Source organism: Shewanella piezotolerans WP3 (genome assembly GCF_000014885.1).
GTDB lineage: Bacteria > Pseudomonadota > Gammaproteobacteria > Enterobacterales > Shewanellaceae > Shewanella > Shewanella piezotolerans.
Genome location: NC_011566.1, coordinates 501388 through 526970, shown reverse-complemented (window position 1 = coordinate 526970; position 25583 = coordinate 501388). Strand labels below are relative to the sequence as shown.

Below are 25583 nucleotides of genomic sequence, written 5' to 3'. Positions count from 1 at the left end.
TACCTATTAGCTCGCACTTAGCAAAGAAGATGCCGCGCAAGTAGAAAATAATTAAATAAACGTTATTGCCAAGCCCTGCCAGCTAACGGACTTTATACAGGCGCCTGACCCGACGCAGGATCCAAAATATCCAAGGCCACATAATCAAACATGAAAATGCTGGGTAAAATAAAGTGATATCAAAGCTTGCCGTCCCGGTGACAAACTGTACCCAAAAAACTATCAGGTTATACAGCGCCACTTGAGTCGCCACCAACAAAGCTTGTTGCCACATAGGAAAATTACGCAGGCGCTGAAAGTGTAACACCACCACATAAACCACAATCGACATGGCAAATGCCCGAATACCTAATGTTGCCCCCAGCAAGATATCCAACAACACACCCAGCACCCAAGCCGTTAGAATATTGTATCGGTGTGGAAGCGCCATTGCCCAGTAAATAATGACTAGCAATAACCAATCTGGTCGCCACGCTTCAACCAATCCAGGCAAAGGCATGATTTGAAACATCATAGCGACTAGCAAGCTCAGCCAAACGACCCAACGGCCATTCGCGACATGTAAACTCATGGTGTCGCCTCCTTGTTGGCTTCTAATGCAGCTTTAACACTTTCAGATGTAATCAACTCCGCTTCATCAGCTTCGATATCAGGCCAAATCAGCAGCAAGTAACGAATGCGATCTAGCGCCGCTAGAGGCTGTGCAATAACGGTTGCGTAGTTTTTTCCATCCTCTTTCTCGACCGACATGACCCGTGCGACGGGGTAACCTTCAGGGAATCGCTTTCCTAAACCAGAGGACACCAATAAATCCCCAGCGCGTACATCGGTACTTTTTGCAACATGGCGTAACTCAAGCTCATCCAAAGAGCCCGTGCCGATAGCCATCATTCTCACGTCATTACGCGTAATTCGAACGGGAATACCATGGGAGGTATCAGATAGTAGCAGTACTCGGCTGGTCAACTCACTGACCTGCACGACTTGCCCCACTACGCCTTGAGCATCAACAACGGGTTGGCCAACAAAAACACCACTGCGTGCCCCCCGGTTAAGCACGACATACTGATGGAATGGATCGCTGGCGACCTCCATGACTTCAGCAACCACTTTCTTCGAATCCATATGCACAGGAGAGCCTAACAAGCCACGTAAACGGTCGTTTTCCTGACGCAGATGTTCAAAGCGTTGTAAACGTTCACTCATCAACAGTTGTTGACGTAGCAGTTCTTTGTTTTGCTTAGCCAGCATATTGCGAGTTGCTAGGCTTTCGGCGGACTCGTCGAGCAATACCCCAGGGATATTGGCGACATACTGCAATGGACTTAGAAGAGAAGACAAGGAATTGCGCACAGGCTCAAGCCTGTCATTAGCGACAAGTAGAATCACTGACATGATGACAGCTAAGGTCAATCTAAATTGGTTGGATATACCGCGAACAAAAATAGGTTTCATAAAAAGCTAGGGCGGTAATCACCGCCCTTTTTAACCGTCTTAATTTTCTTCGGAGAATAAGTCGCCACCGTGCATATCGATCATCTCGAGGGCTTTACCGCCACCACGAGCCACACAAGTGAGTGGGTCGTCAGCAATCATCACAGGAATACCTGTTTCTTGCATCAGTAGACGATCCAGATCGCGAATCAGCGCGCCACCACCAGTCAGTACCATGCCGCGCTCTGAAATATCGGACGCCAATTCTGGTGGAGACTGCTCGAGTGCAACCATAACAGCACTAACGATGCCAGAAAGTGGCTCCTGCAGTGCTTCTAAAATTTCGTTGCTGTTTAGGGTAAAGCTACGCGGTACGCCTTCTGCAAGGTTACGACCACGTACTTCAATTTCTAATACTTCGTCACCTGGGTAAGCGGTACCAATAGTGTGCTTAATACGTTCAGCCGTTGCTTCACCAATTAAGCTACCGTAGTTACGGCGTACGTAGTTGATAATTGCATCATCAAACTTGTCACCACCGATACGTACAGATGAAGAGTAAACTACGCCGTTTAGCGAGATAATCGCCACTTCTGTAGTACCACCACCGATATCAACAACCATTGAACCGGTTGCTTCTGAAACCGGAAGACCTGCACCAATTGCCGCAGCCATTGGCTCTTCAATCAAATACACTTCGCGAGCACCCGCACCCATTGCTGATTCGCGAATAGCGCGTCGCTCAACTTGGGTCGCACCAACCGGTACACAAACCAAAACACGAGGGCTTGGGCGGAATACGCTGTTGTTATGCACTTGCTTGATAAAATGCTGTAGCATTTTTTCAGTCACGTAAAAGTCGGCAATTACACCGTCTTTCATTGGACGAATTGCTTGAATATTTCCAGGGGTACGACCTAGCATCTGCTTAGCTTCAGTACCGACGGCCGCAACCGACTTCTGACCCGAACCAGACCGTTCTCCACGGATAGCAACCACTGAAGGTTCGTTCAAAACGATGCCCTCTTCGCGGACGTAAATTAGCGTATTAGCTGTACCCAAATCGATCGAAAGATCATTAGAAAAAATGCCGCGTAGCTTCTTGAACATGTAACCAGCCTGTCTCTGTGGAGTCGAAGAAAAAAGAAATCAGGTAACTTTATCATGCTCTGTATATTCCACAAGGCCGCAGAGGTTAACATTTGCTAATGAAGCAAAGTTTTTTGCAAAAACTCGATAAAGTATGAGTCAATAGTTTGCCGCGGCCACGCGTTAATGGCGCTTATACTTATACTGCTTACGTTTAATTAACTTCTCGCCAATATATAATGCGATCATGACCGCGATAAGTACCAAAGAAAGCACTCGCTCTTGGGTCCTCAAGTGCGGCGCTATCGAAGTTCCAATACCACTGCAGCCACTTATCAACATGAAGCTGTAATCCCACTTCACCTTCGGCATTCGGTGCAGGGAAATAGATAAAGCTATTGCCTAAGCCAATTGAACCTGTTTTACCGTTGCCACCAGTATTAGTAAATCCCTCGACGGCGCCAAGTCCCGCGTCAGGCGTTAGCACTAAACCAGTATCCTCGACAACGGTTGCGGTTGTGGTATCGAAAACAGAGCAGCTATCTTGGCCATTACTCACCCACCGTGAATTTGCATCAACATATTCAGTGCCAAGCTCAAGCCGCAACTCTTCTGATGATGGCCCATAGGCATTTTGCATCACTAAACGGCCGTAGCGCATTTCAAAGTTGTCATCTTTGGCTATGTCAGTAAAAGTAACACCTGTACAATCGGCTGCAGCATTCTGTTGATAACAGATACCGTCAGTATCCTTGAGGTCGTTCACTTCAAGACTGAGTTCAAATACGGCATCAAAAGGTGTTATTAAAGCAGTGGTGCGGTTGTATCTAAGCGTACCATCCACTAAATAGGCCGATCTAACTTCACTGTCAGTACCATCAAGATAAGCAACGGTACGACTATTAGGGTCTAACTCTTCAAGCACTGGGAGTGTCGAGCCGGCAATATTACTGAATGCTCGATGAGTCCATTGATTTTGATACTTCCACCAATTTTCTACCTGATAGTTTTTAGTTTCATTGCCATCAATATTTTTACCAAGTACCAGCAGCTTAGGCTCAGCACCCGTTTTGAATAAAAACGGCTCGTCCATATAAGTAAACACACCACAACTTGCTTGAGGTGCGGGCTTATTAGGAGTTACCGTCAAGTAATAGGGGGTAAAGCGTCCAATACTTTCCGTTGTAGCTCCCGGGATACTATAGCCAAAATAGCCGCCAGCTTTAGGTTCTACTGAAAAAGTGAAAATACCCACTTCCGAAACTGATTGTGCGATCACTTGCTCACCAGCATTTTGTTCGTATTCACTTTTGCCCAAGGTTCCTGCTTCACCACCTTCAGCAATGGTTGGACTGATAAGTTCATGAGTCAGCAGCATGTTATCGTGAGAGAAATTTGGAGTTACCGCATTGCCACTGCAGATATCAGCGTCAGTATCTGACTGCCAAGCCATAGCTTTAACCTTGATATCAAACTCCTCGCCTGCTCTTTTATACTTAGCACTGCTAACACTGCAGTTGGTACAGGAATCAGACTCTAAACAGATCCCCACTGGACGACGGACAAACTTATTGCTGCCATTCATCACCAAGCCATCTTCGTCACCAGTGCCTGTATATCGTGCATTGAGCTGCATCTCGCCGGCATCGGCATAGTTGACGTCTATTTTAGCCTCACCATTCTCATCAAAATTGAGGCTCATGCTCTCAGCTGTTGCCAAAGAGATGCCAACCTCTTTTTCAACACTGCCAGACTTAACCGAAACTTTCATGGTTCCTGTCGTAGGCTCTGCATAATCACTCCAGAAATTAAGCGATTTAGTTTGACTCTTAAACGCTGGCACACATGCTTGACCTGCATCACCTTGCTTAACAGCCTTTACCAGAATATCCGTTGATGGTTTATTTGAAAGCTCATCAGGGATATCAAAAATAAACCCGCTTTCGGCAAATGCAAGCGTACAGCTGGCGCTATTTAGCGCTCCACTACCTTGCCTACAAAGAGTGTTACTGCCTGCAACCGTTGATGGGAAAGAACTAGAAACACCAATAGTCACAGGTGACACTGTATTAGAACGCAAACTCACTGTCGCCGTACCATTAACTAAATTAACCACATTGCCACCCACCCAGCCACCATTAGTCATTGACGCAGGTATTAGATTGGCTGTAACAGGATCGGTAAACAGATCGCAATTAGCATTACGACAGGCTCGAATCGTCATCTCTTCTGCATTACAGGTTAGTGGGCTACTTGAGTAATCAAACTCAAAGTGATGCACGAGTTGCCCAACCGGCGCAGAATCTAATGAACAAACTTCAAAATTATCGATTTCATGGTTGTTATTAGCTCCACCTGTTGAGCCTGTTATAGATAGATAAAAATCGTCAGGGACACCACCCTGACCAGCAATATTTCTGGCGTCAAATTCAGGCACTAATATTTGGAATCCATTGCCGTCTTTAATATCACGCTCAACTAATACTAGTGCTTGGCCAGCGACTCGAGAGTCTACGGTTATTCTATACCTATGATTGGGCGAAGCTGTATTGGTTGGCCTTTTATCAATAGCCGGGTTTAAATTGGCCGCTGTGCCAGCTAAATACATGTAACTAGAGTTAGCAGAGCCACGGATTGTCACTGATTGAGTTCTAAATCCAGGCCCTCCGATTTTACCCTCAGTTGGATTGGAGAAGTTACCATACTCATCCAAACCGACCCCCATCCAACCTCCCGCAAACCCTGGCGTACCATTATTACGTTGAGCATAACCTAATGCTCCGCCAAAGCTGCCTGGTTGTGGAGTGATAGATGCATCGGATAAAATAATAGCGACACCATCGCCTCCAGTTCCTGACGAAGGAGACCAAGCGTAGTAATCAAACTCGACCTTAACGAAGTTATCTGCAGCAGGAAAAAGGCGTTGATAAGTGCTCGATGTCGCTTGATTACCTCTTGCTGGCGTAATACGCATTCGGTTGGATTCAATTGCAGGTGCAGTAGAGTTACCAAGCGTTTTAATTGCCCAGTCGCTACCTAAATCATCACGATTAAAATCATCGTAGAAACACTGTAATACAGGTGTTTCATCTTCATATGACAGCGCTACAAAAGCGTAATTTTCTGCGACATGGCTGCGCTCACTATCTTGATACTGATCCTCATCAACCCCAATACTCACTTTATTACTAGTAAGAGTACATCGTCTTAACCAACCACCATCTGGACCATATCTCGAACTTTTACCAGCAACAAAAACAGGAGGGGTATCAAATCCAGTAAGGTCACTTTCGTAAGCACATTGAGCATCAAGGTTCTGCACTGTACTTTGAGGGATTGTCCAATAACCGCTGCCAAAATGATATTTAGTCTGCTTACCATTTAATGAAATGGTGCCAGTGCCACTCTCAAGCGCCAAATACGCGATGTCCTCACTACCCAGTTGATTAAGTCTAGTGCTACTACTTCCCTGGCGACAATATTTGTTGCCAAAGCCATTTCCTGGGCCCGCAGTAACCACCTCTGAGACATCCATTCCTATAGAGAGTTGACTACCATTGGGATCTGCAATACTTGATAACCAACAACTGTTATTGGCCGATTGAATCTGACTGAGCACCACATCAAAGCTTTGACTCAAAGAGACACTTTCATAGCTGCCGAGCGCTTTATAAAGCACCTCATCAACCGCCTTAATACCCGCCTCGAATTTAGTGCCATCAGAAAACTCGTGTGTTCCCGCAGTGGTCGCTAGCCAATGAATTTCCGTCATAATGTTAGCCGAAAAATCTGAGCCATCTGGCGATCTTTGGCTCCAACTAAAGCCAGTACTTGAAATACTAGTGATGAAAACGGAGGCTGGACCATCACTAGTGCTAGGATTACTCTCAGTAATAGTTGGCATTAAAAAAACCAACGGTGTGACACCAGCTTCAAAAGCGGTATCGAATGTAACTGTGCCAGAGGTTGCTTTGCCAAATTGGAAGTTCAATGCTTGCGGTGGGCTAGCATCATCATTAATACTACTGGTCGAATTCATTTCTAAATAACGAGATGTAACTCGCCCCTCAACAGCACTAGAACTATTCATATAAATGACATCATCGCTATAAAGATTGGCTTTTACCGACGTCCCACCATTTAATGTCATTTTATCGTAGCCAAACAGCAGCACTTTACCCGTACCTGATTCGTTAATTTTCGCTCCCGAGATTTCAATAGCTGATTTAACAAATATTCGAACATCGCCTTCAGCAATAATATGGCTATTTGATGCTAACTTAAGTTCTTCAACGAAATAATCTCCGGCAGATAAGACGATCTTAGCTCCACCTCCAGCTAGAATGTTTTTTATTCTATATTCATCATGGTTAGCCGAAAAAGTAACAGTACATGCACTGTAGACTGAAATCTTACCAAATTGGGTATCGCTCCCATTACCAAACGTATAATCTTGGCCGCTTGAGCACCAGCCGAGTTCCCCACCATTTTCATTACTAAATTTAAATGCATTTGAACCGTTTGTACTAAGGCCTCTAATATCCCCACCTGTGATAGAGCAATATCTATCTCCACCCGACGGGGTATCACAGCCGTCATTTGGTAATCCATTTCCGGAATTATAACTACAGAATTTTAAACCTAGCCCTTCAGTACCATTTATTCGTGCAGAGTTATTCTGCTTGAACTGAGGATCACTGATCTGGTGGCAACTATTGTTATTGTTACCATGATGCCCTTGAGCAACCGCGGGAAAATATACTGACTCATCGATATCATCAAATGCGTTTACAACATTAGAAAAGGCTGCACTAAAGAAAAATAGCACGATAAGCCGTTTAAAATTACTCACGTGCTTCTACCTCCACGGTGCGATTAACGCGGATACAACTGGCATCGCTATTGGTTCCTGAGTCACACTGACCCGTGCTGCAAGTGGCTGTGCTGGTAATCAAGTATTGCGTCATATTTATCGGTAGTGTTGTAGTGGTCACAGCGTTACATCTAATATTAACCGAGCAGCCATGAAACCCGACTAAGCCAGTATCGGTACCAATGTTCCAATTTGTATTGGCATTGCAGGCGCCGACACCGACTTGATCAACCGGAAATAGTTCGGCTAAAGCCCTATCAGCACCACTGTTTGCCGCAGCAAACGCACGGGTTCCCCATACTTCGAGGCTAATTTGCTGATCCGCATCATCGAGTACATTGATTAATGTCGCTGCCAATAAAAACATCACGGTAATAATAAACACACCAATGATCAGTGCGCTACCGCGCTGCTTAGTTAAAGGCTGCTGACAGGTTTGTTTCATTTTAATCTGCGTCTGGTTAAGGGACATTTATCACCTGCACTTGATGATGATATTGCAGTGCTTGCCCCTGCACATCAAATAGTGGATTGAGGTGAACCATGGAATTATTTTGCAACGTTCCTGGCGTGTACGCCATTGGGTTGTTGGTAGCGATGGTATTCACAATGTTCTCAGCCATCAATACCGCGGGTCCCATGTTTGCTGGCGCTGGTTGGTTTATTGGGTTATTAAATCCGTAACCAGTGTAGCGATTAAGCTGTGCCAACTCATCAGTGACCTTCTCAAAACAGTAACTCACAGCACCTGTTACCCCAAAATAACGCTGCCGCGGCGACATCTCACTAAACTGTACTGTTTTATCAAACTCCACATTAGTGGCATTAGTTAAGGCACTATTGGTAACCTCTTTTATGCTAAATAACTTACCTGTGGTGCCATTGGCTGAGGTATAAACATCAGCAGGTCTTAACGGATAGATGAGTAACTGCTGATCTTTCGTTAACGGTGCGCTATTACTCGCTTGCATCACAATAGCTGTATTAGCGGCGGGTAAAGGGCCTACTGGCGCAAGAATATAGGAAGCACTAGAGGCAATAGGCATCATCTCTATGCACTGCCAATCATTACCGCTACTTCGAACACGAATGCTATTGGGCACTGCATTACGAATATCACGAGTCATACGCTCTATCGCAAAGCGGCTCTGGCTCATCACTTGCTCAACCGAAGTTGAGTCGATAAAAATACGACTACCAAAAATGAGAAAACTGCTGACACCTAGCACCAATATGCCAAGGATGATTACCACGGTAACCATTTCAACTAAAGTGAAGCCACGGCTCTTACAAGCCATTTTTCTATTACGACGCAGAGCAAATGTTAATGCCTTAGACATTAATAATTCCTCCTTATTGCGTTATAGGTAATCACTTCACCGGTAGGAGTCGTTACATTAACAGTTACCAGTTTACTATTTAAATCTGGGTGTTGATTATACGTAACCGCTACCGACAGCTGATAGTTGATATAACGACTGGCATAGGTTTCGTTACTATTAAGCATTTCACTGTCAATGGTGAGGCCTATGTAATCATCAACATCGTTAAAGTCATTACGGCCTTCTGTGGCATCAGGACCTAAATCATCCTCAGCAGTACAAACTACCCCAGCAGGCAGACCCAACAGCGGTTTTGCAACTGCACCACAAGCAGGCACACCGCCATTAGCATTAGTGTTTTGATCGTAACGCTTGCCCCAAATCTCGTTCAGTATCGAGTGTGCAAGTTCTGCAGAACGGACTCGATGCAAGGTATCCGCTGCTCTTTCAGCTTGGGGAAATAACATGGTACTGAGCATCACAAAAGCGATACTGATAACCACCATACCTACCACTAGCTCAACTAAGGTAAAACCCTTATGAGATACCTTGCAAGGATTTATCGCACAACTAGCCCGCATGGATATAACCCTCCGACTCAATTGCAATAAACTGAGTTTCATCAGCGTGAACGGTAATGCAGCGGCCACTGCAAAGGCTGCCATTCACTATAGGTACGCCTTGGGCATTAAACTCGACGCTGAAATTGGTGGTTGTGGTATTGGTTAACATAAGCGAGGCGCCACCTTGAAAGGTTTGCGCTGCATCTGTACGCGCTGGCGTACCACTACAAGCACCATTGTAACGAGAAACTTGATACTGACTAGCTGTGACAGCCAAACGATAACAACGGTCTTGGTTATTCATCGCCATAATCTGCACTTTACGCAGTTCAGCAATGAACTCTTCGCGCAGGGTAAAGGCACTATAACTTGAAGTAGTAAAAAGACGCGGAATCACCACCACCGAAAGAATGGCTATAAGAATAATAGTGGTCACAAGCTCAACTAAGGTGAAGCCTGCGCGTCGATGCGCTGTAAGCATTGTCAGTCCTGATTGATGCTGCCAAGCAATGATAGTTGCTACACGGCTCGAATATTAGAGGCGCTAATACCAGAGACACTTATTGAACAGTGTCTAACAGTTTAATAAGTATGGCAAATAAAACGAGTAAGTTGTGGTATTAGATATAAAAAAGGCCTGCTTAGCAGGCCTCTCTATATAGCTCATCTATTTAGCAATGCATTTGCATCAGGAATATCACTAAATGTTGGGCTCGAAGTTCCGTTAACGGCCTCTGAATAAGTTAAAACACAAGTAGTAGGAGCGCCACTCTGTCGGACGGTAATCGTTCCTGGAGTCGCATCTGTAGGAGTAGCTGGAACACCAGCAACCCTTGCAGTAGTTGCATCGACAATCCAATCAGCTCCGGTTGCAGCAAATACAACGTCTAACGCATTTTCCAAGTCATCTTCGGTTGCTTGTAAGTACCCGTAAGAAACATTAGCTGCCGTTCCAGTTCCAATATTAACAGTCGTATCATCTTGACTCTCTACACCAGCTATTGCAGATTTTGAATAGACAAGCGAGTTGCTGCCCTTGGATAGCTGCCTTCATTCCCTGCAAAGTTGATACTCGAGCATCACCTTGCAAATTAATAAATTTAGGTGCTGCGGTTACCGCAAGAATACCCAAAATAATAATAACCACCACTAATTCAATTAGCGTAAAACCATTCTGTTTGTTCATTTATCAATATCCACTGATGATTAAAATTAGCAATCTGTCGCTTCTGGCATATCAGAGTAAGTTGGCAAAGCGCCTTCGGCCGCAGATTGAGTGTAGGTAAAACGACAAGTTGCAGGTGCATCAGCTTGCCAAATAGTGGCTACACCAGTATCGACGAAAATAGTCCAGTCAGCATTATTATCTGTAGTTAGTATATTGCTTGTCGCAGAAGTACCAATATTAAATGTTACATCCATAGCATTTTCAAGCTCAGCTTGAAGACCTTGAAGATATCCGAAGTTTGTAACAGCTGGAGTACCGGTTCCAATATCAACACCATCATCAGCATCTGCAGCCCAATCAGCTGTAGCCAAAGTCTCTTTACCATTAATAGCCGCTTTAGCGAACACCAATGAATTAGCACTTTGGATCGAACCTTTCATGCCTTGAAGCGTAGAAGCTCGCGCGTCACCTTGCAGGTTAATAAACTTAGGCGCGGCGGTAACTGCCAAAATACCAAGAATAATAATCACCACCACTAATTCAATTAGGGTAAAACCATTTTGCTTTTGAATATTCATGTTCATTCCTCAAAATACGAGTTACAGCTGATGGAAGCTCTTAATCTAAACCACGCATCAGCTACAAAAAATTAGTTGATAAAGCTTTGAACCTGACCGTTGCCAGGGTTATACGTAACGCCCTTTGCGCCATTAGTATCTTTATCTGGAGAACCAGTCGGTACACCTGTTGAATCGTCTAGCTGTAAAGATTCAACTAAATGATAAACACAAAGATCGACACCAGAAACATCATTACCGTCCAAATCGATAACAGTACCGCCTTCGCCATCTTCAACACTCACGGTATAGCGCATTCCTCTAGCATCTTGAGTCAGCTGCACATTACGAGGAGCGTTTTGCAATACGTTATTGAACACTTCGCTACAACGTGCAACATTCATGTTTGTCGCATTATTGTTACCAGCCGTTCCTGTAGGAAAACCGAAACTAGTGTCTAACTCAATACGAGCACCGTCGAGTACTACGCTATCATTACGACGTCCATCAACTTCCCACTGTGAACGCACAAAGCTCACTGCAGTCGCCAAACCACCTGACACGCCATCAACACTGGCATCTTCAGCTTCTTCAGTTACATTCAAAAAACGTGGGATTGCTGTTGCTGCCAGCAGACCCAAAATTACAATCACAATCACTAATTCGATAAGGGAGAAACCCTTCTGGTACTGTCTAATCATTTTAAATCCCCGTTTTGTTATATGCTTATTCTATCAGTTTGTTAAAAATAGAAAATAGATAATTTCACTATTCACTATCATCGCGTCAAAAATATGACTCGCCCAGAGCCCGTTTGATAGCTAATACTTCCGCCTGACTCGCCAATATAACGGCACACTCCTGAACTCGAATTGAATCGAGTGACAATTTGTTGCGAATAACCAGCTCCCAACAACTCGTCAATCAATTCTCGACAACCCGCAACACTTGCTTCATTAGGTATAGGCCAGCCGCCCTCAGTCATAGCCACGAAACCGGTTGCCTCAACTTCACCCTCAGGCTCACTGCGCCAGTCCAATTTAAGCGATGAGGGCTTACCTCTAATCAACCATTGCGAGCGAATAACACCTAAGGTATTTAGTAGTCGATTGTGAACAACCTGAATATTTTGTTGGCCTACTTGTTGTATGCTCACAAAATAACCAAACGCTAAATAAGATAATACTAACAATAGTATAATTAACGCAAAAATCTTGCCCAAAAGCGTTAATAGCTCATTATCAGCCTTTTGTTGACTAAGCACCTGTACTACTCGCAGTCTTCATTAGTTGCTGCCCTTTACAACATTGAGCATATCCCACATCGGCAGGTAAATGCCTAATGCAAGTACCAATACAATACAGGCTACGAAGCCAATCAGTATCGGCTCAAGCTTTGCAGTTAAATTCTTAAGGTCATAATCGACTTCACCTTCATAAAAATCTGCCGCGTCATTAAGTAACTGATCTATTTGACCTGTCTCTTCGCCTACCGCGACCATCTGTAGTACCAGCGGCGTGAATAATTGACTGCTATTATGAACCCGCAGCATTGAATCACCCGACTCGATGCCGCGCCTCATAGCGACTATGCTGTCATGCATATAGGCGTTATCAACCGCATCGGCCACTAGGCTAAGCGCTTGGGTCATAGGAACGCCGGCACTGAGCATCATAGAAAAACTGCGGCAATAACGAGATAAGGTCGAGCGCTCAATAATACTGCCGACAGCAGGAATATTCAGCTTCCAGCGATCCCATTGTCGCTCACCCTTTTCCGTACTGTGCCAATATCTAATACCAACAAAGGATGCAACTAGCACCACGATCATTACTGGCCAGTAATTAACGAACACGCTGGACGTGTTAATCAGTAATTTAGTTGCCCACGGCAGGTCAGCGCCAAAGCGTGAGAACATCTCGGCAAACTTAGGGATCACCATAATATTGAGGATCACCATGGCTATCGCGATGGCAATCAGTACAAATATGGGGTAACGCATGGCAGCTTTTATACGTCTGCGCGTCTCTTGTTCGCGCTCGATATAACCTGATAGCTGAATAAAGGCATCTTCTAACTTACCAGTGTTTTCGCCCACGTGGATCATAGATACAAAAAGTGCATCAAATACATCAGGATGCTGGTTCATCGCTGAGGACAATGGCCTACCCGATGTTAGCTGCTCAGAAATATCATTCAAAGCATCTTTCATCCGCTGCGAATGAGTGGTTTCAGAAAGACCTGCAATTGCTCTCAATATCGGAATACCCGAGCGAGTCAGTGAGTACATCTGCCGAGTAAAAATCTGTAACTCATCGAGTGCAACTTTGCCCTTAAACAGTGACTTGAGCGAAAACTGCTTTACCTCTTTGGCAAGCGACAACTCAAGCGGGATCACACCACGGGACATCAGTTGGTCAGCCGCGACGCTTTCTGAGCTAGCATCTAACTGGCCAGTCACCTGCTCTCCTTGTGCGCTGCGTCCACGATACTGATAACTTGGCATTATGCTCCCTCACCTATCACGAGCGTGTCATCACTAACATCTTCAACCAACTTGGCAACCTCTTCAATGGTTGTCATCCCTTGGGCAAGATAGTCTAGGGCAGAGTCTGCTAACGGGGTAAAATTAGGGCTATTATAAGCGGCGTTAGTAAACTCTTGCGGGTTGCCTGAACGCATCGCTTCAATCATCGGCTCGTCGAGCTCTAAGATCTCAAACACCCCGATTCGACCACGGTAACCACTGCCATTACAGCTTTGACAACCTGAGCCAGTCCTAAAGGTCGCGTTAGAGAAATCTAGCTTGCTAACGGTAGACAACCAGACTTTGTCTTGTGCGCTAAGTGTGTAGGGGTTGGCACAGTTTTGACATACCCGACGCACCAAGCGCTGAGCGATAATCACTCTAAGCGCACTGGCGACAAGATAAGCCGCAGCGCCCATATCTAATAGTCTTAATGCACTGGTTACCGCATCATTGGTATGCAGAGTTGACAGTACAAAGTGACCGGTTAATGCACCACGCAGACCAATCTCGACAGTCTCTTGATCTCGCATCTCACCCACCATGATAATATCGGGATCTTGACGCAAGGTAGTTCTCAGTACGTTAGAGAAATCTAGGCCTATTTTGTGATTAACTTGCACCTGATTAATGCGCGGTAGCTGATACTCGACTGGATCTTCTACGGTGATAATTTTTCTGTCAGCAGTGTTTAGCTCACTTAATACGCCATACAAGGTGGTGGTTTTACCACTACCTGTTGGTCCTGTAACCAGCAACATACCATGAGGACGCTTAATCTGCCTTCTGATCCGCGCCAACATCTCGGGTGGCATACCAGTCTCATTCAGCGTTAATAAGCCTGCTGATTGATCCAAAAGACGCATAACGACTGACTCACCATGATAAATTGGCATGGTAGACATACGCACATCAATCTTATGTCCTTTAATCTCCATATGAAAACGACCATCTTGCGGCAAACGTTTTTCAGAGATATCAAGCCCAGCCATCAGTTTCAAACGTAGCACTAATGCTGCAGCAATATTGACCTCAGGCAATACATTTTCGTGCAACTGCCCATCAATACGTTGGCGGATCCTTAAGGCGTTTTCACCAGGTTCGATATGGATATCCGAGGCACGCATCTGCACGGCATCTTCAAATATCGACTGCAATAACTTAACTACGGTTGTTTCGTTATCACTGTCGGCATCAGTTAGGTTGGCAAGGTCAAATAGCTCATCAGCGGCATATTCCTCTTCTAACTTACCCGCTATTTCTGCAATCTCTTCAGTACGGCGATAGAGGTTATCAAAAGCATCAAGCAACTGATTTTCTGTGACAACTGCAATGTTAATTCGCTTCGGAGCTAACAAACCTTCTAAGGTGTCCATCGCTTGTAGATCGGCTGGATCACTCATAGCGACTAGGGCTGACTCACCCTGATCTTCAACCACTAATGCACGATATCGACGTGCCTGTACCTCTGGCAACAATCCAACAACAGCGGGAGAGATAGAGCGCTTGCTGATATCTAAGAAAGGGATATTAAGTTGCTGTGACAAAAACTTCAGCAACTGCTCTTCAGTGATGCAAGAGAGATCGATTAGCGTACGCCCAAGCTTCTTACCCGAGTTTCGCTGTTCACTAAGCGCTTGACTGAGCTGATCGTCAGTAATGATGTGCTCTTGAACGAGCAGATCACCGAGCCGCATTTTTAACTTAGGTTTCACTAGTATGCTCCTAACTGCACCAATCGATTATCGACATAAGCTTGTGCTTGCGATGACAGGTTCCCTTGTGCCAAGGCTTGATTGTAGGCATTTTTAGCCTCGGTATAATTCTTTTGTGCATCAAGTGCATAACCGAGTCCCATCCACCAACGTCCTTGGCTAGGCTCATTTTTAGCAAGCTGCCTAAAACTCTGTTCTGCTACCGGAAAATTCTGCTCTTTTTGAGCCAAATCGCTCTGCTGATGCCACTTTTTAACCGCGAGCGGACTGGTATCAGGGATCTGCGCTAAACTGCTCAATGCCTGCTTATTCTGTCCTGCAGATTGCTGCACTCGAGCAAGCAGTAGTGAATATTCATACTCTTGTGGGAATAACAATTGTCCCTGTTTCAATAACTGAGCAGCCTCAGAGAGCTTATTTTGACCATAATATAGTGCTGCAGCTTGTCTCCTCGCCTGATGAAGTGCAGGGTTATAGGACAAAGCCGCTTTATAGTAAGTTAATGCATCGCCGTGTAAGCCTTGCTGCTGAGCGTCGTTAGCCAAAATCATCTGTTTTTGCGCTAGCTGCCGTGGGGTTAACTTCACCTCTTTAACCGCCATATTGCTGCCGGAGTACCTATCTTGATTTCCCTGTTTGGCAGGCGCAATACTCATTGAGCTAACGGGCTTTTTAGCTATCTGCTTTGTCTCTCTTTGGCTTGGTGTTTTTGCCGCGACAATATCGACTTTGCTATTAAGCACTTCTGCAGGCTGTTCAGCTGGAGCATCTACTTCCTCTACCGCCACTTTAGTTAACTCGATATTTGTAGAGGCAGGCTTACTCTTAGCTTCTTTCGCCACCTCGTTCTTTGGCACTTTTACAGTAAGAGTATCGACAACATCCGCAGGTGGTGCAACGCTAGCATTAGCCATACTGGCGCTATCAATACTCACCTCTTGACTAAGGGCAACATCTTGCTTTGGCTTAATTGGCTGCTGTTCGACATGACTCTTCTGCGCCACGCTATCGCGAATAGCGATTTCATTCGAAGCCGTTTCCATAATGAAATAAACAACTAAACCACCAAGTAACAATGATAATGAACAAGCAAACACCAATGGACGCTTTGACTGTTGCTGCGGCATGACTGCACTTTGTGGCTCAGCCATGCTTTCAATACCGTGAGGCTGTTGTCGTTTGTCTAAGTCTTTGAGCATTTTGTTGATGACACTCATGCAACGCCTCCTTTTAGCCAATAAATAACAGCGGATATCATGCAAATAATTGCGCCTATCGCTAACATCCAAACAAACAAAGAAACCTTGGATACTGTAGCATCTTCAGTATCAGCGATAGCGGCATCAACGTGCTGTTTCGAAATTTTAACCGCACCCTCTCCAAAGCAAACCAGTAATGCTTTATGGCACAGAATATTAATTAACCTTGGGATCCCTCGCGCAGCTTTCGCTAAACGTTTCGAATCCAAAGGGGTAAATAAAGCCTCACCTTCACTTCCCGCAACTTGCAGGCGATGCTGAATGTACGCCGATGATTCCTCTAAAGTGAGCGGGCGCAAACTGTAACTAAAGGTGATCCGCTGCCTTAATTGCCTAAATTTGTTCTGTGCCAATCTTTCATCTAGCTCTGGCTGAGCAAACAGCACCACTTGTAACAGCTTCCGGCTCTCTGTTTCTAAGTTAGTGAATAATCGTAGCGCTTCTAAACTGTCATCGGGCAATGCTTGTGCTTCATCTAACACCAAAATAATGGAATGCCCATGTGCACTGAGCGCCATTAACTGCTGCTGAATCAATCCGGTGAGTTGCTGTTGACCTATTTGAGCGGAATGTTTAAGTCCTAGCTCCATTGCCACCGCCCAGCGAAGCTCATCGGGCGTTAAATATGGATTAGGCAGATAAGCACAATGAAACCGCTCAGGTAGTTCGTTGATAAGCTTTCTACAAATTAACGTTTTACCGGTGCCGACTTCTCCCGTCACCTTGATAAACCCCTCTCCGGTTTGCAACGCTGTTTGCAGCACTTGTAAGGCTTCCACATGCGGTGCTAAACCGAAGAAAAATTCCGTATTCGGCGTCAATGAAAATGGCGTTTCAGTTAACCGAAAGTGCTGCAGATACAAGCCTATTCCTCCTCAGGATACCAACGGTCAAGCAGCTCTTGAGAGCGCTTAAGCTCAGTCTCCCAAGTGTCGGCACCAACAACCACAGGTTTAAGCAAGATAACTAGCTCTGTTTTAACGGTAGAATTGGCTCGGTTAGTAAATGCCTCACCTAAATATGGAATATCGCCCAACAGCGGCACCTTTGACACCAACTCAATATTTTCGCTCTTCATCAAGCCACCAATCACAACAACGTCGCCACTTGCAGCTTTAATCACAGTATCTGATTCGCGAATTTCGCTCTGTGCTAATGGCAGCTCTAAGGTGCTATCTGAGATTTTAATGGTTTTTGTCTGCTCTTTGATATCAATCACTGATGGGTGGATGTGCAACAACACATTACCTTCGGCATCAATTTGCGGGGTTACATCAAGTGCAATACCAGAGAAAAATGGGGTGAGCTCAACCTCAGGCGTAGTCACAGGCGTAGTGCCTGCAACTGTCGTTGAAGAGACATCAGTAACGAAATACTCATCAGTACCGACTTTAATTACGGCTTTTTGGTTATTCGAGGCTGTAACTCGTGGGCTAGACAGTACATCGACGTCACCCTGCGTATCAAGCAAGCTAATCATGGTACTAAAGTCTGAACCTTTAAGCTGGATAGAAGTTACGCCACCTAATACGCTAGTGATTTGGTCACTTAAGCCTGTGGTTGGACTGGTACCAAACGTAATGTCAGTGCTACCAGCATGACCTAATACGCTCTCCCAATGAATTCCTTGCTGATATCCGTCTGAAAGCGTGACTTCTAGTACTTTCGCTTCCAAAATAACTTGGCGCTGTAAATGACTCTCAGCGGTTTTTATGAAGTTACGCACCTGTCTTATCTCATTTGGATAAGCGCGAATAGTCACGAGCCCTGCTTGGGGAGTAACCACCACTTGACGACCACCACCGCTATCACCAACGATTGAGACAAGTGTTTCTTTTAGCTCGCCCCAAAAATCAGATTTAGTCTTAGAACGGATAAAGGTACCGTTAGTTTGCTCACTACTTTCACTGTTTGAACTTGAATCACTGTTAGAGTTGCTATTCGAGTTATTACTGTTACCGTTATTGTTGCTATTATTACTGCCACTTGAGCTATTGTTATTGTCTGAGATGCGTCCAGAATTAACTGACGTTAACGATAGGCCTTGGCGCTCCATATATAAGTAATTGAGAGAGAAGGTTTCAGTACGCATTCCCGCAGGATAGATCCGTAAAATGCGGTTTTCCCGGCTAACTTCGTAACCATAAATATCTTCAACGACTTGCAAAGCTTCGTTAAGTGTTACGCCTTTTAAAGAAAGCGATATTTGTCCAGACACATCGGGATGCACAGCAACACTTAGTGGCGTACCTTGCACTAAACTCGGGAAGAAAACCTTAGCCTCAACATCATGGGCCGACACATCAAATCGACGTTCAGTTCTTTTAGCCGGAGCAAAACCAGCCAGCAAGCTATTTGAAGCTAGCTCTCGTTGCACTTCGTCAGGCAATACCGCTGGAGGCGGTGCTAAGGCGGCACTTTCTGCGGTCGCCAAAGACTCTGCTATCGCCTGTTTTGACTCAACAGGGTTCGGTCGGTCAACAGTCTGACAGGCCACCAGCAGCAAAGTCATTAAAGGGGTTATGTAGTATATTGAGCGCATCTGGTTATTGTCCCTTAATCTCTGTAATCGCTTTAAATATTGTCAATTTACGGCCATCCGCTAACGACACAGTATCCTTGCCAATCTGCACAATTTTAACACCTTGTACTCGTTGGCCCTTCTTATATATTTCATTATTTATCACTGCAAAAGCGCCACTGTGCTTGATGACGACACTATTAAGCGTTAATGTTTTATCAACTTTCACTGTTGCAGAAGTTGTTGAAGTCGACCCAGCGCCAGGCAGCGTTGGGTCACGCAAACTAGCGGCGTTGAGACTAAAGCACATTCCACTCACAACAAGGAAAAGTAACGAGTGACTAATTGGTTTTAGCGACACTAATAAAGTCCTTATTTATGCTTAGGGTATAAAGCTCTAGTGTGATAGCTGCTTTCGGATAAGCATCAACTTTGTAGTCCATGCTACGCCAATAGAGTTTATTCGGCATGTTTTCTACAGCTTCAACAAAACGTAATACTGAAAAATAATCACCGGTAAATTCAAGTTTTATACCGTGACTATATAAATTCATCTTCTTCTCTTCACCCACCTCTAACAATGGCGTAGGTGCAATAGAGGTAAATGCTTTTAATTTAATGCCTTTAACATTGGAAAGAAGCCCTGCAAGCAAAGTCGGCATATGGTCAGCTGGCACCATATCAACCATCTCAAAAGACAACTGTTCATCAATTTGTTTGGTCTGTTGAATGATATTGGCTAACCGCTGGCGATATTCAGTGTCCGGATCGGTGGCTAAACTTTGCTGATAGAGAGCGATCTGCTGCTCTGAGATATTGTTCTCATTCTTAAGCGACGCTATCTGTTGCTTTAATTGGGTATGTTTGGTCAATAAAGATTCTAAAGGTAGATATAAAATCATTCCTACTACAATTAATACCGCAGCAGCGACTAATACTCTTTCACGTTGACTAAGCAGATCAAATTTGGCGGCTAGATCAGTCCAATACTGTTTCATTTTTTAACCTCCGACGTGATGGCTTCCATAGTATCGCTGGTTAATTTAAATGCTAACGGCTGATCTTCACCTAAGCTCATCGTCATCGAGGCAAATGCATGCCCTTTGAGGGTGGTGGTGGTTTTCAATCGTTCAATCCAGTTCGGGACACTTTGTGGATTCGAGGTATACCCTTCAAAAATGTAACGATTTTCTTTTACTTGTATACGGTTAAGCCAAATACTGCGATCTGCCACGCTGGCCAAATCAGTCATTAATGGCGAATAGCCATAACTGGTTAGCTCCTCTTGCTGGCTCAGCTTGCCGATTAACATCTGTTTAAGCTCAAGCTGTTGCGCTTTTAATTCGACTTCAGCAACTAAAGTAGCACTTGGCTTCCTTTTGGCAATTTCATCTTCAAGCTCAACTTTTTGCTCATCCAATAACGCTTTAGCATGTTGTAACTCATTCTTTTCAGACTCAAGACTAGAAACAACTCCGTAAGCAATAGCACTACCTAGCAGTAGCGCTATAACCAGACCAGCTAGCACTTGGTTTAACCGCAAAAAAGATAAGCGTAACTCTGTTGGAAATAATGACTCTGAGTAGAGGTTAACTCTTAATTTCATTATGATTCGCCCCTAGAAAATTCAGCTAACGCCATCTGCGAAAAGACCGCATCGACGGATTCAGCTTGGTAAGGCGTTACGCTTTGATTGAAGTTTTCACTCACTAAAGCTGCAAGTTGGTCACGAGCCCCTATCATTAACAAATCAATAGAGGCCACAGGCGCTTCGCGCAACTGGCTTTCAAAGAAATCCATTGAGCGTTGGATCTCTAGGCTCAAATTATCAGCCAAGCCAAAGGCTAAATCTTCTGCCGCTATGGTATCAAGCTGCAAAAAGCCTCTCACTCTTCGTTGCATATATAGCTCACCATTTTTCACCACGGCAAGCAGAAGTTCTCTACCTGCGCGATGGCTCAACAGCAACCGAGCTTGGCTGTCATTAAACAGATTGGTTATCGCCATCTCTTCAATTGTTACGCCGCATGTTTGAATGCCACTGGCTTTCGCTGCCGTTAGAAGACTGGTTAATTTTGATTTTTCTGCAACGACAACACTGACTTTATTGGTGGTTTGTTTAGATGACTCAAAATAATCAAGATGGATATTGCTGACAGGTTGGCTAACGAGGTCTTTTACCGACCAAAGTAGTGCGGCACTCATCTCTTCTGGTTCAACATTCGGTTTATCGACTTGTATAAGCTGATAAAAATCGACGGATAACACCATTTGAACTTGTGCGGGTCCCAGAGCTTTGACTAGCTGTTCGAAAGCATCTTTCCAGTCAAATTCTTTAAAACTGAAACTAGAATATTGTTCGGGAGAAGTATCGGTACTACTTTGATATGCGTATATTTTGTCAACACAAACATACAACCCTAACTTTATGGTCGGAGCAGATTTCTTCCAAAACTGAAGTTTGCTTAGCAAGCTATCTTCCATTCATCCATGCCTTAAATACTGTCAATTTTTACCGAAAAAAAATTAAATTGTGTCGAATTCTGAGAACGACTTTATTATTAGTTTGTCAGGAGCACTTATTGAGGTTAGAACAATAGTCTTCTTATGTCATTAGTGTAACCACTAATAGCTGAATATTATAGAAAAACATCCATAATACCCGTAAAGCCAAACACCTGTATGAATTATATACAGCTAGACTTCTTCTACAGGCTCACTAAAAAAACTGCCTTGTCCGGCACTCACACCTAAAATCTGCAATGTTTGCCACTCTTCAAAAACTTCAACTCCTTCAGCACAAACTTGAACGTCAGTACGAAACAGACCCGCTATTAAGCTTCGAACAAACAATTGGTTTTCTGCACGTAAGTGTATTTGACTGACAATAGAGCGATGTAATTTAATCAATGATATAGGATAGTGCTGTAAATATTCAGTGCTTACAACTTGCTGCCCAACACGGTCAACACAGACTCCAGCGCCCATCTTGTTGATCATATCCAGGGGGTCAGTTAATACCTCTTGATTGTGCACCAAGATATCCTCATTGACTTCAAAAATAATCCGCGGAGCTAAGTGCCTGTATTCTAATAAAGTAGTTTTCAACCAACGTATAAATGCACGACTAGTCAATGTATCCAAACTTAGGTTAATGCTGTACTTCAGGCTGGTGTCATTTTGTTTAGGCAATAGATCAAACAACACAGTCTCAATAACTTGTCTCTCAATTTGAGGCGTTAAACCACACTTTATTGCCATAGGTAAAAATAGCGTTGCACGGACCAAATTACCTTGGGTATCACGTAGACGACATGAGACCTCTTGGTGATGTGCATTTAGATCACTGTCGACTACGGGTTGAGAAAACAAGAAGACTCTCTTACTTACCAATACGTTTTCTAAAAAGCTGCGCCAACGCACAGAGCCTTTTGATAAGTCACCATCAACGGCGCCTTTGTCGTACATAAACCAGCTACTACCACCCTGAAACTGCGCTGAACGTAATGCCTGCTCAGCCTCTTCAACTAAAGCATCCTTATCATCGCCAACTTCAAAATAAGCTCCGCCTAAATGCAGGAAATCATCTGGAGTATCAATCAGGCTATCAATTCGGCTTAAGCTTGCTTTCAGCAATTTAGCCGCCAGTTGGTCCGCCTCTTTTTGTGAGATTTGTGGCACCACAACGGCAAACTGATTGTTGGAGCGACGTGAGAAGATAGTGTTCGCTTTACTCACTAGGATTTGGTTGATGGTAGCAATAATTTGAGACAGCATTTCATTGAGCTCTTGCTCACCTATGTCTCGACTTAACAGATCTAGATCTTCCATCTCAAATAGATACAAAACACCTGGCGTCATCATACCGCTGCTATTACTTAGCGCATCTAAGCGATTTTTCAGAAACAGACGGTTACCAATACCCGTCTCGGCATCTAAGAAAGTATTCGAGCGAATAAACTGATCGAATCTCGCACGCTCTTTATGCGCTTCATAAAGCTCAAGCAGTAACTGTGTCATAGCACGGTTTATCATCCTAGGCCTACCATGCCCTTTCTCAGCCAGTGCTTTATCACGCTGACCAGTTAAGATCAGATTCGCCCGTTGAGCCAAATCTTCAATGCCGTTGAGTTGCTCTGAAAACCATCTAAAACCAAACCGAACAAACAGCATCACAGCAATACATCCAACCACAAGAATCATCCACTCGTAAGCGCTGACTTCATGCTTATTAAACGGTTGAGGTAACACCAGTTCCATCTTTAAGCCATATTCCAGTTCACTGCTGTATCCCACACCCGCTTGCTGTGCATTATCCTGCTGATATTCAAACAGTGTCACCTTATCTTTGCTAAGCACAAATGACTCAGCCTGATAAGCATGCAATAAGGGCGGTAACCAATTATTAAGTTCCCAGCGCTCTTCAGGCGCGATATTTACCGCAAATTGCTGTTGCAACATGTTTTCAAGTTCAGAGACTTTTTGTTGCTGAAATGCATAGGTCAGCTGGAAAAAACTAAACATAGCAGTGATAAAACAGATAAAGGCGACGCCTGCTAGGGACATAAGCCAAAAGCTAGTGAGTTTCTTGGTAAGAATTCGAGTGAGTATCATTCTGTCCGCTTCCTGCAGGATCTTATAGCAATCTGTATAAGAAGTTGATCTACTCAGAGCGTTTTTGGCACGCTAATTCAAGGCGGATAAATGACATAATGGTTGTTCCCTTATGAGTTTATTCAACGCAGAAGTAGCAAGCCCAAACACTCCTACAGGCGAGTTTTAGCGGTTCTGATGCTGCGTTAATGAACTTGAACGTAGAATAACTATGTTCTTCATTCATTGTCTTACCTCAAAGCAGCTAAACTCTCGCTGAGCGATCAAATCTTTATACTGATTGGTATTATTTTTATATTAACAATTAAACGCTATAGCTAACTATTAGCGATTATTAAACAGCGGCAGATAAAAGGCAAAATAAAACGCTAGAAAATAAAAAAGGGACCGAAGCCCCTTTTTCAATCAAATCAACAATGATGTAATTATGATTCCATGTAACCAACTGGTAGCGTTGTAATATTTGCTACACCAGACTCAATAGCCGCAAGCGCTACTGCTTTAGCCACATTTGGCAATAAACGCGGATCCATTGGCTTAGGAATAACGTAGTCCGCACCAAACTCTAATGAGCTCACATCAGGGTATGCGGCAAGTACTGAAGCAGGAACCGCTTCTTTCGCTAAGCTTGCAATCGCATGCACTGCAGCAATTTTCATCTCATCATTAATTTTTGATGCGCGCACATCTAATGCGCCACGGAAAATGAATGGAAAGCACAATACGTTGTTAACTTGGTTAGGGTAGTCACTACGACCTGTACCCATAATTAAGTCTTTACGAGTCTCATGAGCGATTTCAGGTCTAATTTCTGGATCTGGATTTGAGCAAGCGAAAATGACTGGTTTCTCAGCCATCAAAGCAACATCTTCAGCCCCCAGCACATCAGGGCCAGATAAACCTAAGAACGCATCAGCCCCTTTAATAACATCTTGCAGTGTGCGCTTATCGGTATTATTAGCGAACAGCGCTTTATACTCATTAATGTCTTCGCGACGAGTGTGGATAACGCCTTTTCTATCTAGCATGTAGATATTTTCGCGTTGTGCGCCACATTTAACGATCATCGTCATACAGGCGATAGCGGCAGCGCCAGCCCCCATACAAACAAATACCGCTTCTTCAATCGACTTACCTTGGATCTCTAACGCATTGATCATGCCAGCGGCAGTGACAATTGCAGTGCCATGTTGGTCATCATGAAAGACCGGAACGTTACAACGCTCAATCAACGCTTTTTCTATTTCAAAGCACTCGGGTGCTTTAATATCTTCTAGGTTAATACCGCCGAATGTGTCAGCAATTGCCTCAACAGTATTAATAAATTCTTCTGAAGTTCTATGTTTAACTTCAATATCAGTCGCGTCAATATTGGCAAAATGTTTAAACAATAACGCTTTACCTTCCATCACAGGCTTAGATGCCAGTGGACCTAGATTACCAAGACCAAGAATAGCAGTACCATTAGAGATCACGGCAACGGTATTACCTTTGCCTGTATAACGATATGCATTTTCAGGGTTTGCTGCAATTTCACGAACAGGCTCTGCAACACCGGGGCTGTACGCTAGTGCTAGGTCCATGCTCGTTTCAGCGGGTTTTGTAAGGCAAACTGCTGTTTTACCTGGTACGGGTAATTCATGATAATCGAGGGCTTGTTGACGAAGATCTGCCATTTTTCTAATCCTGAGTGCGACTAATATTATCCAAAGCGAAAGGTCGACAGCAAAACGTTTGTTTAGGTTAAGGTCTTTAAAATGTAAACCTAAATAAAATCGTATACTGATAGCCGCTAAGATACTCGAATATAGAAGCATTTCAAATAAGATCTGCCAAAATTTTAACTTTATCGCTATATATTATTTCAAACTGTCTTTTTCAACGGTTATCTGTGATGGATGGGCACCATTTAGTCGCCACTTACTGTAATAAAAATACACC

General features: G+C 44.1%; 22 protein-coding genes and 1 pseudogene. All 23 read right to left on the bottom strand.

Annotated features, from left to right (window positions below; translation table 11 throughout):
• Positions 1 to 82 precede the first annotated feature (82 nt).
• The 23 genes and pseudogenes from mreD to SWP_RS02215 all read right to left on the bottom strand — a co-directional run bounded on the left by mreD (position 83) and on the right by SWP_RS02215 (position 25318).
• The gene (gene mreD / locus SWP_RS02325; protein WP_020910717.1) at positions 83 to 571 is read right to left on the bottom strand and encodes a rod shape-determining protein MreD; all 489 of its coding nucleotides are present in this window, start codon (positions 569 to 571) and stop codon (positions 83 to 85) included.
• Positions 568 to 1455: a rod shape-determining protein MreC gene (gene mreC / locus SWP_RS02320; protein WP_020910716.1), complete on the bottom strand. Its 888-nt coding sequence runs from the start codon at positions 1453 to 1455 to the stop codon at positions 568 to 570. The genes mreD and mreC overlap by 4 nt, the downstream gene beginning before the upstream one ends.
• A 39-nt stretch (positions 1456 to 1494) precedes the next feature.
• Entirely contained in the window at positions 1495 to 2544 is a 1050-nt protein-coding gene (locus tag SWP_RS02315; RefSeq protein WP_020910715.1) for a rod shape-determining protein, read from the bottom strand.
• 193 nt (positions 2545 to 2737) lie between these two features.
• Positions 2738 to 7375, bottom strand: a complete 4638-nt coding sequence (locus tag SWP_RS02310; protein WP_020910714.1) for a DUF6701 domain-containing protein — start codon at positions 7373 to 7375, stop codon at positions 2738 to 2740.
• A complete protein-coding gene (locus SWP_RS02305) occupies positions 7368 to 7841 on the bottom strand; it encodes an MSHA biogenesis protein MshP (protein ID WP_228371101.1) in 474 nt (157 codons plus the stop codon). Before SWP_RS02305 ends, SWP_RS02310 begins: the two co-directional genes overlap by 8 nt.
• Positions 7842 to 7857: 16 nt before the next feature.
• The gene (locus SWP_RS02300; RefSeq protein ID WP_020910712.1) at positions 7858 to 8736 is read right to left on the bottom strand and encodes a PilW family protein; all 879 of its coding nucleotides are present in this window, start codon (positions 8734 to 8736) and stop codon (positions 7858 to 7860) included.
• Positions 8736 to 9299 carry a type IV pilus modification PilV family protein gene (locus tag SWP_RS02295; protein ID WP_020910711.1) on the bottom strand — a complete coding sequence of 188 codons (564 nt, stop codon included), beginning with the start codon at positions 9297 to 9299 and terminating at the stop codon, positions 8736 to 8738. Before SWP_RS02295 ends, SWP_RS02300 begins: the two co-directional genes overlap by 1 nt.
• The gene (locus SWP_RS02290; protein ID WP_020910710.1) at positions 9289 to 9762 is read right to left on the bottom strand and encodes a pilus assembly FimT family protein; all 474 of its coding nucleotides are present in this window, start codon (positions 9760 to 9762) and stop codon (positions 9289 to 9291) included. The genes SWP_RS02295 and SWP_RS02290 overlap by 11 nt, the downstream gene beginning before the upstream one ends.
• Before the next feature lie 182 nt (positions 9763 to 9944).
• Positions 9945 to 10467 (bottom strand): annotated as a pseudogene (locus SWP_RS24700) (type II secretion system protein).
• Positions 10468 to 10493: 26 nt separating this feature from the next.
• On the bottom strand, positions 10494 to 11021 hold the full coding sequence (locus SWP_RS02280) for a type II secretion system protein (protein ID WP_044556230.1): 528 nt from the start codon (positions 11019 to 11021) through the stop codon (positions 10494 to 10496).
• 77 nt (positions 11022 to 11098) lie between these two features.
• Entirely contained in the window at positions 11099 to 11707 is a 609-nt protein-coding gene (locus SWP_RS02275) for a type II secretion system protein (RefSeq protein ID WP_020910706.1), read from the bottom strand.
• Positions 11708 to 11784: 77 nt separating this feature from the next.
• A complete protein-coding gene (locus SWP_RS02270) occupies positions 11785 to 12162 on the bottom strand; it encodes a hypothetical protein (RefSeq protein WP_228371100.1) in 378 nt (125 codons plus the stop codon).
• A gap of 129 nt (positions 12163 to 12291) precedes the next feature.
• Positions 12292 to 13512, bottom strand: coding sequence for a type II secretion system F family protein (locus tag SWP_RS02265; RefSeq protein ID WP_020910704.1), 1221 nt, complete (start codon positions 13510 to 13512; stop codon positions 12292 to 12294).
• Entirely contained in the window at positions 13512 to 15248 is a 1737-nt protein-coding gene (locus SWP_RS02260) for a GspE/PulE family protein (RefSeq protein WP_044555582.1), read from the bottom strand. The genes SWP_RS02265 and SWP_RS02260 overlap by 1 nt, the downstream gene beginning before the upstream one ends.
• Positions 15248 to 16465: a tetratricopeptide repeat protein gene (locus SWP_RS02255; protein WP_020910702.1), complete on the bottom strand. Its 1218-nt coding sequence runs from the start codon at positions 16463 to 16465 to the stop codon at positions 15248 to 15250. Before SWP_RS02255 ends, SWP_RS02260 begins: the two co-directional genes overlap by 1 nt.
• Positions 16462 to 17370, bottom strand: a complete 909-nt coding sequence (locus SWP_RS02250) for an ExeA family protein (protein WP_020910701.1) — start codon at positions 17368 to 17370, stop codon at positions 16462 to 16464. The genes SWP_RS02255 and SWP_RS02250 overlap by 4 nt, the downstream gene beginning before the upstream one ends.
• A 2-nt stretch (positions 17371 to 17372) precedes the next feature.
• Positions 17373 to 19049, bottom strand: a complete 1677-nt coding sequence (mshL, locus tag SWP_RS02245; protein WP_020910700.1) for a pilus (MSHA type) biogenesis protein MshL — start codon at positions 19047 to 19049, stop codon at positions 17373 to 17375.
• 4 nt (positions 19050 to 19053) lie between these two features.
• The gene (locus SWP_RS02240) at positions 19054 to 19389 is read right to left on the bottom strand and encodes a hypothetical protein (protein ID WP_020910699.1); all 336 of its coding nucleotides are present in this window, start codon (positions 19387 to 19389) and stop codon (positions 19054 to 19056) included.
• Entirely contained in the window at positions 19370 to 20026 is a 657-nt protein-coding gene (locus SWP_RS02235) for a type IV pilus inner membrane component PilO (protein ID WP_020910698.1), read from the bottom strand. Before SWP_RS02235 ends, SWP_RS02240 begins: the two co-directional genes overlap by 20 nt.
• Positions 20023 to 20634: a PilN domain-containing protein gene (locus SWP_RS02230; protein WP_020910697.1), complete on the bottom strand. Its 612-nt coding sequence runs from the start codon at positions 20632 to 20634 to the stop codon at positions 20023 to 20025. Before SWP_RS02230 ends, SWP_RS02235 begins: the two co-directional genes overlap by 4 nt.
• Positions 20634 to 21512 (bottom strand): type IV pilus biogenesis protein PilM, encoded by an 879-nt coding sequence (locus tag SWP_RS02225; RefSeq protein WP_020910696.1) that lies wholly within the window; start codon positions 21510 to 21512, stop codon positions 20634 to 20636. The genes SWP_RS02230 and SWP_RS02225 overlap by 1 nt, the downstream gene beginning before the upstream one ends.
• Positions 21513 to 21725: 213 nt before the next feature.
• Entirely contained in the window at positions 21726 to 23642 is a 1917-nt protein-coding gene (gene csrD / locus SWP_RS02220; RefSeq protein WP_020910695.1) for an RNase E specificity factor CsrD, read from the bottom strand.
• A gap of 425 nt (positions 23643 to 24067) precedes the next feature.
• On the bottom strand, positions 24068 to 25318 hold the full coding sequence (locus SWP_RS02215) for a malic enzyme-like NAD(P)-binding protein (RefSeq protein ID WP_020910693.1): 1251 nt from the start codon (positions 25316 to 25318) through the stop codon (positions 24068 to 24070).
• Between the last annotated feature and the right edge of the window lie 265 nt (positions 25319 to 25583).